Source organism: Nocardia carnea, from assembly GCF_029868325.1.
GTDB classification, from domain to species: Bacteria; Actinomycetota; Actinomycetes; order Mycobacteriales; family Mycobacteriaceae; genus Nocardia; species Nocardia carnea_C.
This window is the reverse complement of record NZ_JARWNW010000034.1, coordinates 1-12,801: the sequence shown is the minus strand read 5'-3', so window position 1 is coordinate 12,801 and position 12,801 is coordinate 1. Positions and strand designations below refer to the sequence as shown.

Annotated in this window: 9 protein-coding genes and 1 pseudogene; 1 reads left to right on the top strand and 9 read right to left on the bottom strand. The window is 68.6% G+C overall.

The annotated features are described in order from the left end of the window. The 7 genes and pseudogenes from QH196_RS01305 to sucC all read right to left on the bottom strand — a co-directional run. Positions 1-172 (bottom strand): annotated as a pseudogene (locus tag QH196_RS01305) (NADPH:quinone oxidoreductase family protein); the annotation flags it as partial. A 74-nt stretch (positions 173-246) separates the two neighbouring features. Next, a complete protein-coding gene (gene purH / locus QH196_RS01300) occupies positions 247-1,809 on the bottom strand; it encodes a bifunctional phosphoribosylaminoimidazolecarboxamide formyltransferase/IMP cyclohydrolase (RefSeq protein WP_280413895.1) in 1,563 nt (520 codons plus the stop codon). Beyond that, positions 1,806-2,453: a phosphoribosylglycinamide formyltransferase gene (gene purN / locus QH196_RS01295; protein WP_280413897.1), complete on the bottom strand. Its 648-nt coding sequence runs from the start codon at positions 2,451-2,453 to the stop codon at positions 1,806-1,808. Before purN ends, purH begins: the two co-directional genes overlap by 4 nt. Before the next feature lie 146 nt (positions 2,454-2,599). Next, positions 2,600-4,162 carry a cell division protein PerM gene (locus tag QH196_RS01290; protein WP_280413894.1) on the bottom strand — a complete coding sequence of 521 codons (1,563 nt, stop codon included), beginning with the start codon at positions 4,160-4,162 and terminating at the stop codon, positions 2,600-2,602. Between the two features lie 67 nt (positions 4,163-4,229). Continuing rightward, positions 4,230-5,171 carry a DUF5336 domain-containing protein gene (locus tag QH196_RS01285; protein WP_280413893.1) on the bottom strand — a complete coding sequence of 314 codons (942 nt, stop codon included), beginning with the start codon at positions 5,169-5,171 and terminating at the stop codon, positions 4,230-4,232. 241 nt (positions 5,172-5,412) lie between these two features. Further along, the gene (sucD, locus tag QH196_RS01280) at positions 5,413-6,327 is read right to left on the bottom strand and encodes a succinate--CoA ligase subunit alpha (RefSeq protein ID WP_280413892.1); all 915 of its coding nucleotides are present in this window, start codon (positions 6,325-6,327) and stop codon (positions 5,413-5,415) included. A gap of 42 nt (positions 6,328-6,369) precedes the next feature. Next, a complete protein-coding gene (sucC, locus tag QH196_RS01275) occupies positions 6,370-7,533 on the bottom strand; it encodes an ADP-forming succinate--CoA ligase subunit beta (RefSeq protein ID WP_033243526.1) in 1,164 nt (387 codons plus the stop codon). Positions 7,534-8,152: 619 nt separating this feature from the next. Here sucC and QH196_RS32440 point away from each other — a divergent pair. After that, positions 8,153-9,583: a peptidoglycan DD-metalloendopeptidase family protein gene (locus QH196_RS32440; RefSeq protein ID WP_432279406.1), complete on the top strand. Its 1,431-nt coding sequence runs from the start codon at positions 8,153-8,155 to the stop codon at positions 9,581-9,583. Positions 9,584-9,657: 74 nt separating this feature from the next. On the opposite strand, the gene QH196_RS01265 is transcribed toward QH196_RS32440, so the two are convergent. Next, complete coding sequence (locus tag QH196_RS01265; RefSeq protein WP_280413891.1) at positions 9,658-10,083, bottom strand: hypothetical protein; 426 nt, start codon at positions 10,081-10,083, stop codon at positions 9,658-9,660. Between the two features lie 28 nt (positions 10,084-10,111). After that, entirely contained in the window at positions 10,112-12,616 is a 2,505-nt protein-coding gene (gene pcrA / locus QH196_RS01260) for a DNA helicase PcrA (protein WP_432279407.1), read from the bottom strand. Positions 12,617-12,801 lie beyond the last annotated feature (185 nt).

Genomic DNA, 12,801 nt, shown 5'->3' with positions numbered 1-12,801 from the left:
CACATCGGGGGCGCCCTGGGCGCGCGCGACTTCGGCTTTCGCCTCGGTGCTGACCACCGCGATCCCGTCCGGCGCCCAGCGCGGCCGCCATCCGCAGCGTCGAGGTACCGATCCCGCCGGCCGCGCCGTGCACCAGCCCGGTATACCCATCGGCGCGCCGGCCCGCGCGCCTTCCGGGGGGCACAACCCGCGCCACCTGGGGGGCCAAAACCCGGGGGCCCCTAGGGCGCCGCAAAAAGACACAGCTCAGTGGGCGAAGTGGCGGGCGCCGGTGAAGTACATCGTGACCCCCGCCGCCCGAGCGACATCCACGGTTTCCTGGTCGCGGACCGAACCGCCGGGCTGCACGATCGCCCGCACACCCGCCTGGATCAGCGTTTCCGGGCCGTCCGGGAACGGGAAGTAGGCGTCCGAGGCGGCCACCGAGCCCTTGGCCCGGTCACCGGCCCGCTGGACCGCGAGACCGACCGCGTCGACCCGGTTGACCTGTCCCATTCCCACACCGACCGAGGCGCCTTCGTGGGCGAGCAGGATCGCGTTCGATTTCACCGCCCGGCAGGCCCGCCAGGCGAATGTCAGATCGGCGAGGGTTTCCGCGTCCGCCGGATCGCCGGCCGCCAGTGTCCAGCCGGCGGGGTCGTCACCGGCCGCGTCGAGGACGTCGCGCTGCTGGAGCAGGGCGCCACCGCTGATCGGGCGCATTTCCGCACCGGCACGCCGCGGGGGTTCGGAGATCAGGATGCGCACATTCTTCTTGCGCTGCAACACTTCCACCGCACCGTCGGCGTAGGACGGCGCCACGATCACCTCGGTGAAGATCTCCGCGACCTGCTGTGCCATCTCTACGGTGACTTCGCGGTTCGCCGCGATCACACCACCGTAGGCGCTCACCGGATCACAGGCATGGGCCTTGCGATGGGCTTCGGCGATATCGGCCCCCACGGCGATACCGCAGGGATTGGCGTGTTTGATGATCGCGACCGCGGGCTCGGTGTGGTCGTACGCGGCGCGCCAGGCGGCGTCGGCGTCGACATAGTTGTTGTACGACATCTCCTTGCCGTGCAACTGCTGTGCCTGCGCCAGACCCCGATCGCCGGAACCGCCGGTGTACAGGGCGGCCGCCTGATGCGGGTTCTCGCCGTACCGCAGCACCGCCGAACGCTGCCAGCTCCCGCCGATCCACGCCGGGAACTCGGTATCGCCGGTGGAACTTTCGGTCAGCGTCTCCGCCATCCAGGTCGCCACGGCCACGTCGTAGCTCGCGGTGTGCTGGAAGGCCTTGGCCGCCAGCGCGGTACGTTCGGCGAGGGTGAACCCGCCCTCGGCCACCGCCTTGCGCACCTGGTCGTAGTCACCGCTGTCGACGACCACGGCGACCGACGGATGATTCTTCGCCGCGGCACGCACCATCGACGGGCCACCGATATCGATCTGCTCGACGCATTCGTCGGGGGTGGCGCCGCTTGCCACCGTCTCGCTGAACGGGTAGAGGTTCACGACCACCAGCTGGAACGCCTCGACACCGAGTTCGGTGAGCTGCGCGAGATGCTCGGGTTTACGGGTATCGGCGAGGATGCCCGCATGTACGCGCGGGTGCAGGGTTTTTACCCGGCCGTCCAGCGTTTCCGGGAAACCGGTCAACTCCTCGACCTTCGTCACCGGCACACCGGCGTCGGCGATCCGGGCGGCCGTCGAACCGGTGGACACCAGCTCGACTCCCGCCGCGTGCAGCGCGGTCGCCAGCTCCACGAGCCCGGTCTTGTCGTAGACGCTCACCAGCGCCCGGCGGATGGTTTTGCGTTCACTCACCGGAGAACTCGCTCATCTGGGATCACTGCCTTTCGTCCATCGGAGACAATTCCGCGGGTGGCGACGGCGGCGACAATATCCACCAGCAACCGTCGCTCCACGATTTTTATGCGCTCGTGCAGGGTGGGCTCGTCGTCATCGGGATGCACCGGCACCGCTTCCTGCGCCAGGATCGGTCCGGTGTCCACCCCGGCGTCCACCAGGTGCACCGTGCTACCGGTCACCCGGACTCCGTAGGCGAGCGCGTCGCGCACGCCGTGCGCGCCGGGGAACGCGGGCAGCAGCGCCGGGTGGGTGTTGAGGATGCGGCCACCGAACCGGTCCAGGAAGGTGGGGCCGAGCAGTTTCATGAAACCGGCGCAGACCACCAGGTCGGGCGTGTATCCGGCGACCGAATCGGTGAGCGCGCGGTCCCAGGCGGCACGGTCGGGGTAGTCGCCGACCGGGATACGCGCCACGGGGATACCGGCGGCCGCGGCATGCTCGGCCGCGGCGCATTCCCGGTCCACGCCCACGGCCCGGATCCGCGCCGGATACGCGGTATCTGCGGCCGCCTCGATCAGTGCGCGCAGTAGCGAGCCGGTTCCCGAGGCGAGTACGACCAGGCCGGCCGGGAGGGAATCGGTGGGTTCCGGGGCGGTCAGGGCTCTACTCCTGGGGTTCGAAGGGGCGGTGGGCGGGCGCCATCCGGTGGCGATACCGGACCCGCGGGCACGGATAGAGCCTAGTAGACGTGGTTCGCGGCCGATCCGGCGGCGGTGGGCTGACCGGTGCCCGGGCCGGTGACCGGTCAGCGCCGGTCGCTGGTCTCGTCGCCGGACGGGTCGGGTTCGACCACCTCGGCGTCCACGATTTCGGTCTCGGACTCCACGGATTCCGACAGCGGCCGCGATCCGGGCTCGGCCGGTTCCCCGTCCACGACCTCGACATCCAGCGGCGGTTGCGGGCCGACCGGCTCGTCGCGGGGTTGTTCCAGCAGGTCCGCGTAGCGGTCGGCCGAGGATGCGGTATCCGCGGGCAGTTCGGGCAATTTTCCGGCCGGCAAGGCGGCGGTCTGCTCCGGATAGCCGGGGAAATAGTCGTCGTAGTCGTCGGCGTCCGCGTCCGCGTCCGATGGATCGAACAACGCGTCGGGATGACGCAACAGGGGGGTCGGGAACGAGACCAGGAAGGTGCGCGCGTAGAGCAAACCGGCGTACCCGGGAATGGCGAGCCAGGCAAAAACCGCGAGGGCGAAAATCGGCAGCTCGACACCCAGCCGGCCGAAATTCCCCAGTTCCCCCCCGGCCAGCGCGGAAAGGGCGGTGAGCGCGGCGCTGCCCATTCCGGCCGCGGCGAGCAACGCCCACGGTGCGGCCGGCCGGTCGTAGCTCACCCGGGCCGATTCCACCCCGGCGTACACACCGATCGCCGCCGGCACGAGCAGCAGCACGGCCCACCAGAGTGCCGCCGGGCCGGTGGGAACGGCCGCGAGCACGGGAACCGCGGGGACCGGACCGCCGACCACCGTGAACACTCCGACGGAGGCATCGCCGAACTGCACTCCCGGGCCGACGAGTACGCCCACTCCGGCGATCACCGCGTTGGGGAAGTACATCAGCGAAAGCAATGTCAGGCCGAGCACGTCCACGAAGTTCTCGGCGCCACCGTAAGTATCACCGACCTGTGACCAGTGCAGTACCAGCCCGGCCACGATCAGGACGGCCGAGGCGGCCAGCAGTCGCAGGGCTGCGCGCCCGGCCACGTAGGCGGCGGCGATCGCGTCGTAGGGCAGACGGTCGAAAATCCGATCCCGGCACCGGAATACGATCCCGCAGCCCGCCGCGAGCAGATGCAGGACAAGCACCCAGGCGAAGGCGGCCAGTGGGTTGGGGCGTTGTAGCGCAATGGATCCCGACGCGTCTTCGGTGACGGCCAGGCAGACGGCGGTGATGAGCAGGGGCCCACCGGCCGCGGCCCCGAGCAGCCAGCCGATTTCGGCACGTGTGGGGTCGGGGCCGGTGGCCGCCACGGCTTCCCGGGCGGCGGCCCACATCACCAGCGCGGTGGCCAGCACGGGGAGCAGGCCCAGAGTGGTGGTGCCGATGGTCAGCGGCACCTGATGTACCGCGAGCCAGCCCGCGGCGACGGCACCGCTGAGACCGGTGAGATCGCTGCCCGCGGTGAGCAGTGTCGCGAGTATCGCGACCACGATGACGGCCAGGGCGAAGGCCGCGGGCCGGAATGCGACGTAGAGCAACACCCGGGCGCGGTCGGGTGGTAAGGCGAGCGAACCCGGTTCACCGGCCGGAGACGCCGAGACCCGGCGCCCGCCCCGGAACGGTCGGTTCGACGAGGTACGCGGGGCACTCATGGATTTCAGAGTGGCAGCTGCCCCGGCGCGGGCGTTTCAGGCGCGCCGCACCGGGGACCGCCGAGGATCACTTCTGGTCGTCGGACTGGCGGAACGCGCGGGTGGCGTCACCGGCCGGGTCGGAGCCCTGTTCACCGCCGAACGGCTGGGCCGGCTGCCCCGGCTGCTGCTGCGGCTGACCGTAACCCGCCTGCGGCTGCTGCGGCTGCCCGTACGGCGACTGCTGCTGGCCACCGGCGTACGGCGACTGCTGCTGACCGTACTGCTGCTGAGCCTGCTGGGGCTGCTGCTGACCGTACTGCTGCTGACCGTAGCCCGGCTGCTGGCCCGGCTGGGCGTAACCAGGCTGCTGCTGCTGGCCGCTGCTGTACTGCTGCTGCTGGCCGTAGCCCGGCTGCTGGCCGTAGCTCTGCTGCCCTTGGTACTGCTGCTGGCCGTAGCCCTGCTGCTGCTGACCGGCCGGGAAACCGGACGGCGCGGACGGGCGCGCGGCCGGCGCGGACAGGATGCCGGCGTCGAACAGCACCACGGCAATCGCCAGGCCGGCCTGCACCAGCGCGAGGACCAGGATCAGGTACAGCCCGATCTCGGCCTTGGCGCCCTCGGGCAGCGTGAACAGCTGGAACAGGATGGTGAGGAAGGTACCGGTCGCGACGGCCGCGGAAACCCCGACCCAGTTCTGCTTCGGCAGTAGCGACAGACCCGCGAGCAGGCCCGCGATCAGCAGCAGGCCGCCGATCGAGGCTTCCTGGTACTCCCAGAGATTCAGGCTGGTATCGGCCGAGGAGGGCAGGTCCATATCGGTATCCGCGCCCACATAGGCGAGGAAGCCCAGCAGGAAGGCCAGCACGCCCACGGCAGCCGCACCGATGGTCAGAAAGAACGGCAGGCCTTTCCCGCCGGCCTCAGCGGCATTCGCACCACCGGCCGCCTGCGGCTGGCCGGGATTGGGCGGTACGGAGGGCGGAACGGGTGCGTTGTACCCGGAGCCCCCGGTCGGGTATGACATGTCGTCGTCTCCTAGGTCGAGTCATACGTACTTGACAGCTGAATTCCCTCTGACGCTACTGCACACACGCAGATAGGTCATCACCGAAGGATTCAGCTGTGGACAACCGGCGATCCAGGCCCCAGCGGCACCCCCTCGGCTGAGATGTCAGCAGTCCTCCGTCGCACAGGAAGCACCGTTGATCACCGAAGGCCGCCCGCGGAACACGGACGGCCTTCGTGAGTTTCACCGGACGAGCAGATCAGGCGCTGACGGCAGCCTTCTCCAGGATCTCGCGCGCCAGGGCGGCGGTTTCGGACGGCGTCTTGCCGACCTTCACACCCGCGGCTTCCAGCGCATCCTTCTTCGCCTGGGCGGTACCCGACGAACCGGACACGATGGCGCCCGCGTGTCCCATGGTCTTACCCTCGGGCGCGGTGAACCCGGCGACATAGCCGACGACCGGCTTGGTGACGTTGGCCTGGATGTAGGCCGCGGCCCGCTCCTCGGCGTCGCCACCGATCTCGCCGATCATCACGATCAGCTTGGTCTCCGGATCCTTCTCGAACGCCTCGATGGCGTCGATATGGGTGGTGCCGATCACCGGGTCGCCACCGATACCGATGGAGGTGGAGAAACCGAAATCGCGCAGCTCGTACATCATCTGGTAGGTCAGGGTGCCGGACTTGGAAACCAGTCCGATCGGGCCCTTGCCGGTGATGTTGGCCGGGGTGATGCCGACCAGCGCTTCGCCGGGGGTGATGATGCCGGGGCAGTTCGGGCCGATGATCCGGGTCTTGGCACCCTTCTCGACGTTGTAGGCCCACGCGTAGGCGGTGTCCTGTACCGGGATGCCCTCGGTGATGACCACGAGCAGCGGGATCTCCGCGTCGATGGCCTCGATGATGGCGTCCTTGGAGAACTTCGGCGGAACGAAGGCGATGGAGACATCGGCGCCGGTCTTCTCCATGGCCTCGGCCACGGTGGCGAACACGGGCAGTTCGACCGCGTTGCCGTCCTTGTCGGTGTGCGCGACGGTGGTGCCCGCCTTACGCGCGTTCACACCGCCGACGACCTGGGTACCCGCCTTCAGCATCAGGGCGGTGTGTTTGGTGCCCTCGCCGCCGGTGATGCCCTGGACGATGACCTTCGAGTCCTTGTTGAGGAAAATTGACATAGTTCTGTTTGTCCTTTACTGGGCGAGCCCTAGTAGGTCGACTCAGCGGGCCGCGAGTTCGGCGGCCTTGTCGGCGCCTTCGTCCATGGTCTGGGCCAGCGTCACCAGCGGGTGCGCGGCTTCGGCGAGGATCTTGCGACCCTCCTCCACCCGGTTACCGTCCAGGCGGACCACCAGCGGTTTGTTCGCCTCGTCACCCAGGATCTCCAGCGCCTTCACGATGCCGTTGGCGACCGCGTCACACGCCGTGATACCACCGAAGACGTTCACGAAAACGCTCTTCACCTGGGAATCGTTCAGGATGACGTCCAGGCCGTTGGCCATGACCTCGGCGGAGGCGCCGCCACCGATATCCAGGAAGTTGGCCGGCTTCACACCGCTGTGCTTCTCGCCCGCATAGGCGACGACGTCCAGAGTGGACATGACCAGGCCGGCGCCGTTGCCGATGATGCCGACCGCACCGTCGAGTTTGACGTAGTTGAGGTCGTTCTCCTTGGCCTTGAGCTCCAGCGGATCGGTCGCGTCCTTGTCGGCGAACTCCGCATGGTCGGCGTGCCGGAATTCGGCGTTCTCGTCCAGCGTGACCTTGCCGTCGAGCGCCAGGATCTCGTCCTGCGGGGTGCGCACCAGCGGGTTGACCTCCACCAGGGTCGCATCTTCGGCGACGAAGACCTCCCACAGCTTCTGAATGGTCACCGCGGCGGCGTCCAGCACCTCGGCGGGCAGGTGGCCCTGCTCGGCGATGGAGCGGGCGAACGCGAGATCGACACCCTTGACCGCGTCGACCGGCACCTTGGCCAGCCGGTCGGGCTTGGTGGCGGCGACCTCTTCGATCTCCATACCGCCTTCGACCGAGCACATGGCCAGGTAGGTGCGGTTGGTGCGATCGAGCAGGAAGGAGATGTAGTACTCCTCGGCGATATCCTTCGCCTCGGCCACCAGGATCTTCTTGGTGATATGCCCCTTGATGTCCAGGCCGAGGATGTTGTTCGCGTGGGTCAGCGCGTCCTCGGGGGTGGCCGCGTACTTCACGCCACCGGCCTTACCGCGGCCGCCGACCTTCACCTGGGATTTGATCATCACCGGTTTGCCGATTTCCGCGGCGATGGCGCGGGCGTCCTCGGCAGTGTCGGTCACGCGGCCTTCCGACGAAGGCACCCCGTGCTTTACGAAGAGCTCCTTCGCCTGATATTCGAAGAGATCCATGTATTCACCGTCTCGTCTGCGTTGCTATGACAACGTCTTTGTTGGCGGCCCGACGTCGGTAGCGGGTCGTTCGGACTCTAACCACTCATAAGGACGGCCGATCGGGCACGTTCATCCTAAGTGGCACAGGTCACGGGCGCGGGCGCGGGGCGGGCAAACCCGCAGGCCATGCCTACCGGCGAGTAGCTTTCCCGTTGAGCCCCGGACGGCGTGGGCGTACCACGGGCCATGCGCAGAGAGAAGGATTCCGGTATCACCACACAACCTTTCCGATGGTGAGCTATCACAACGTCGAAACGTGAGCAATGTCACAGTAACGTTTGGATTCGTCCTACCGCTTGCCGCGTCGCAATCGTTTCGTTACCGTCGAACCGATCGATGTCACAGCCCGATCACGAGCGTCGCCAGGCGTGGTTGCTTGCGCATCCGGTTGTCGCGCGAGTAGAGATCTCCGTGATGTTGCTCCCGTGAGCAGGTTAAGAGAGGACGGCAGCTTGACGCAGCACACCGCTCCGCAGTCGCAGAGCCGTTCGGTGACAGCCTTCCCACCGCGTCCCGCCCCGGCCGGACGTATTCCCTGGACAACCCTTCGGATGGCCGATCGGATGCGGATCCGCTGATGAACCACCACGGCACCCTGGATGCCCACAACGGCCACCGGCACCGGTCCCGCAGCAACAGTGCACCGGCCGCCGAAGCCGCCCAGCCGTTCAATGCTTTCGGCGCCCCCGGCGACAGCCGGGCACGCAGGCGTCCGCTGAACACCGCCGCGGCCTCCGCTGCCGCAGACTCCCAGCGCAGCGATTCCCAGCGCAGCGCCGCCGACGATTTCTGGTCGGCCAACAAGAGCTGGGCCGAATCCGGCGACGCCCGCGGCGGCCGGGGTCCGTCCGAGCCGCAGACCACCGTGTGGTCCGAGCCGCAGCCGGCGATATGGTCCGATCCGCAGGCCGGCGCGTGGTCCGAGCCGCAGAACACGGCGTGGTCCGGGCCGGAGCCCACCCGCCGGGAGCACCGGGCCGCCTGGCCGGCGCCGCAGGCCGGACCGTCGCCGGAGCCGCAGACCACCGCGTGGTCGGGTCGCGACTGGCACGAGGACGGCTGGAACCACAGCGATAAACCCGCCTGGCACAGCGATCCGAACTGGAACAGCCACCAGAGCTGGACCGAGGCGCAGACCTGGACCGACGACCCCGCCCCCGGCGATTCCGCGCCGCACGACCGCCCCGGCTCGATCGCCGAGGCGTTGGCGAACGGTCCCGGGAAACCCGAGACCGACGACGAATCTCGACCGGCCCGCTCCCGCGGCGCCCATCGGGTCGCCGCCCCGCCGTCCGCGCTCAAGGGCCGGGCCGCGGTGGTCGCGGTCGCGGCCGGCGCCGTTGTCGCGGCCGGGCAGTGCGCCACCGCCGCGCCCGGCGAACAGCAGAAAGCCGAACAGGCCACCGATTACGAGGCCGCGGGCTCGGTGCACGAAATCGCCGCCCAATCGATGGCTACCGAAGGACCGGCCGCCGTCGATCCGCATTCACCACAGATGCTCACAGAAGGGGCCTCGGTCGACACGAGCCGCTTCGGCGAGATGCTGGCCAACGGCGCGGAGTTCGCGAAGGATCTGGCCGCGGCCGAGGAGGCCAAATATCGGCCGCTGTTCGCACATTTCGCTGCCGCGGGATCCTTCACTTCCGGTTTCGGTGCCCGCTGGGGTGTGCAGCATCTGGGCGTTGATATCGCCGCACCGATCGGGACTCCCATCTATGCGGTTGCCGACGGCGAGATCATCGACGCCGGGCCGGCAGCGGGCTTCGGCATGTGGGTCCGGGTACTGCACGCCGATGGAACCATCACCGTCTACGGCCATGTCGATACCACCACGGTGTCGGTGGGCGAGTACGTGCTCGCGGGCGACCAGATCGCCACGATGGGTAATCGTGGTTTCTCCACCGGCCCGCACGTCCATTTCGAGGTGTGGCTCAACGGGAGCGATAAGATCGACCCGATTCCCTGGCTCGCCACCCGTGGTATCAGCCTCACCGACAACAGCGACTGAGCGGGCCTCCCCCGCGGCAATCCACCCGGGGGGGTGCGCTGGGTGCCGTCCCCGGGGCCTCGCCGGCCCCACGGTCAGGGTGCCGCGACGATCGCGAGCCCGATCAGGACGACCACCTTGGCCACTTCCAGGCCGATGTACCAGTAGTGCGCTGTCGAACGCGGCAGCTCCTCCCCCGCAAGCACCCGGTCGGACCGTCGCGACAGCGGTGGCCGCACCGCCGCTACCTGAACCAGCAGGATCCCCACGGCGAGACCCAGCCACACCCAGACCCCGCCCGGCGGTCCGAGCACTACCGCAGCCGCCAGCAGCAGTACCGCCAGCACCGATTCCACCGTGTTCAGCGCCCGGAAAACGATCCGGCCGATCCCCAGACCGAGCGCCGTGGTCACCCCGGGTGCGCGGAACTTCAGCGGCGTCTCCAGGAACGAGATCGCCAGTACCATGCCGAGCCAGAGCATCGGCAGGAACCACATCAGATGCTGCGCAACAGACTTCATGACCGAAACCTACCGCGCCGAAGGCCGGCTAGAGCTTGGTCAGGGTTTGACTGAACTTCGGGATCAGCCGGATCTTGCCGTTGCTGCCGAAATCGATCGTCACACTGGCCATATCGCCGACCCCGTCGGCCGCGACCACCCGGCCCAGCCCGTACTTGTCGTCGCTGACCCGATCACCGACCGCCAGCACCAGCCCGACATTGTTGCGGGCGACCCTTGACCGGCCCTCTCGTAGGCCGGGACGCGTTTCCCGGCCGCGGGGCCAGCCACCGGTCCAGTCGTCGCCGGCGGATTCCGCATCCCGGCGCCGGCCGTACTGGGTGGGCGCCGACGCACGTTTCGGCTCGAGCCGCTGCCAGTCGATGAGATGGTCCGGAACCTCCTGCAGGAACCGCGACTCCGGGTTGAACACCGGCTGCCCCCAGGCCGAGCGGACCACGGCGCGGGTCAGGTACAGGCGACGGCGTGCGCGGGTGATACCCACGTAGGCCAGCCGCCGCTCCTCGGCCAGTTCGGCCGGATCGCCGAGGGCCCGCAGATGCGGGAACTGCCCGTCCTCCCAGCCGGTCACGAAAACCACCGGGAACTCCAGGCCCTTCGCGGTGTGCAGGGTCATCATGGTCACCATGCCCGACCCTTCGTCGGGAATCTGGTCGGCGTCGGCCACCAGGGAGACCCGTTCCAGGAACGCGGCCAGCGAACCCGGTTCGGGCTCCCCCTCCCCGGCTTCCGGCACGAATCCCTCGGCGCGGGCGGCCTCCACGGCATTACGGGCCTCCGAACTGAATTCGCGGGCCACGCTGACCAGTTCGTTGAGGTTGTCCAGGCGGGCACCGTCCTGCGGGTCGTCCGAGGATTCCAGTTCCGCCCGGTAGCCGGTGCGGTCCAGAACGGCCTCGACCACCGCCCCGACATCCGGGAAATCGAGTTCGTCCATTTCCCCCGCGGCCCGGATCTGCTCGAGCAGCTCGACGAAACCGGCGATCGCGTTACGCGCCCGGGTATTCAGCAGCGCTACTTCGCCGGCGGCGGCATCACGCAGGGCCGCCGCGAAACCGATACCGCGCTGTTCGGCGTGGACGGCGACACAGGCCTCGGCGCGGTCACCGATCCCGCGGCGCGGGGTGTTGAGAATCCGGCGCAGGCTCACCGCATCGTCGGGATTCTCGAGTACCCGCAGGTAGGCGACGATATCGCGCACTTCCTTGCGCTCGTAGAACCGCACCCCGCCGACCACCTTGTACGGCAGCCCCATCCGGATGAAGATCTCCTCCAGCGCACGGGAGTTGTTGTTGGTCCGGTAGAACACGGCGATATCGGAGTAGCCGGCCTCGCCCGCGTCCACCAGCCGGTCGATCTCCCGGGCGACGAACGCGGCCTCGTCGTGCTCGTTGTCGGCGACGTACCCGGTGATCAGCTCGCCTTCACCGGCATCGGTCCACAATCGCTTATCGCGCCGGTTGGTGTTGCGGGCGATGACGGCGTTGGCGGCGGTCAAGATGTTCTGGGTGGATCGGTAGTTCTGCTCCAGCAGGATGGTCTCGGCATCGGGGAAATCGCGTTCGAATTCCTCGATATTGCGGATGGTGGCGCCGCGGAACGCGTAGATGGACTGATCGGCATCACCGACCACGCAGAGTTCGCTGGGCGGCACAGTCTGCGAAGCCGGAGACTCGGTCTCGACGGCGGCCGCCGCCCCGGCCTCGGTATCGGCGGCTTCTGTCGCTGCCGCCGGATCCGCCGCGCCGTGCCCGACCAGTTCGCGGACCAGCACATACTGTGCGTGGTTGGTGTCCTGGTATTCGTCGACCAGCACATGCCGGAAACGCCGGCGGTAGTACTCGGCGACCTCCGGATGTTTCTGCAGCAGCCCGACGGTCTCGCCGATGAGATCATCGAAATCGAGCGCGTTCGCGGCCCGCAGCCGCCGCTGGTACTCGGTGTAGACACGGGCGACGATCCGCGGCAGTTCGGCATCCTCGAATTCGGCGTCCGAACTCGCCTGCTCCGGGCCGATCAGCTCGTTTTTCAGGTTCGAGATGGCGGTGGCCAGCATGCGCGCCGAGAACTTCTTGGGATCCAGCTCGAGATCCCGGCCGATCATCGTGAGCAGCCGGCGCGAATCGTCGGCGTCGTAGATCGAGAAATTCGAATTCATCCCCGGCAGCAGCGCCGACTGGGTGCGCAGAATTCGCACACAGCTGGAGTGGAAGGTCGACACCCACATACTGGCGGCCCGCGGGCCGACCAGCTCGATGACCCGTTCCCGCATCTCCGCCGCGGCCTTGTTGGTGAACGTGATGGCCAGCACCTGACCGGGCGTGACCCCACGCTCGGCCAGCAGGTACGCGATGCGCCGGGTGAGCACGGCAGTTTTACCCGACCCCGCCCCGGCCACGATCAACAGCGGCCCGCCGCTGTGCAGCACGGCCGCACGCTGCTGCGGATTGAGCCCTTCCAGCAGCTCCGCAGAGCGCCGCTGCGCCGACTCGGTGCGCTGCTGGACCTGCTCGGCCTGTACCCGGCGCTGCAGCGCCGCCAGCCCGCCCTGCGGCCCACCGCTCGCCGGGGTACCGGGCAGCGGCGGGCGCGGCGGGGCGCCCCCCGGTTACAACCCCGGTATCGGAGGCGCGGGCGGCCCCGGCTCGCCGGCGCCCGGACCCCCGCGGCCCGCGGGCGCGCGGGGAGGGCGGGTATGGGGAAACGAAAGAGTTTAAG

Excerpts from the sequence above, each read along its gene's own strand:
- QH196_RS01290 (WP_280413894.1), bottom strand. The coding sequence starts at position 4,162 with ATGAGTGCCCCGCGTACCTCGTCGAACCGACCGTTCCGGGGCGGGCGC.
- QH196_RS32440 (WP_432279406.1), top strand. The coding sequence starts at position 8,153 with ATGAACCACCACGGCACCCTGGATGCCCACAACGGCCACCGGCACCGG.
- QH196_RS01285 (WP_280413893.1), bottom strand. The coding sequence starts at position 5,171 with ATGTCATACCCGACCGGGGGCTCCGGGTACAACGCACCCGTTCCGCCC.
- QH196_RS01265 (WP_280413891.1), bottom strand. The coding sequence starts at position 10,083 with ATGAAGTCTGTTGCGCAGCATCTGATGTGGTTCCTGCCGATGCTCTGG.
- sucC (WP_033243526.1), bottom strand. The coding sequence starts at position 7,533 with ATGGATCTCTTCGAATATCAGGCGAAGGAGCTCTTCGTAAAGCACGGG.
- sucD (WP_280413892.1), bottom strand. The coding sequence starts at position 6,327 with ATGTCAATTTTCCTCAACAAGGACTCGAAGGTCATCGTCCAGGGCATC.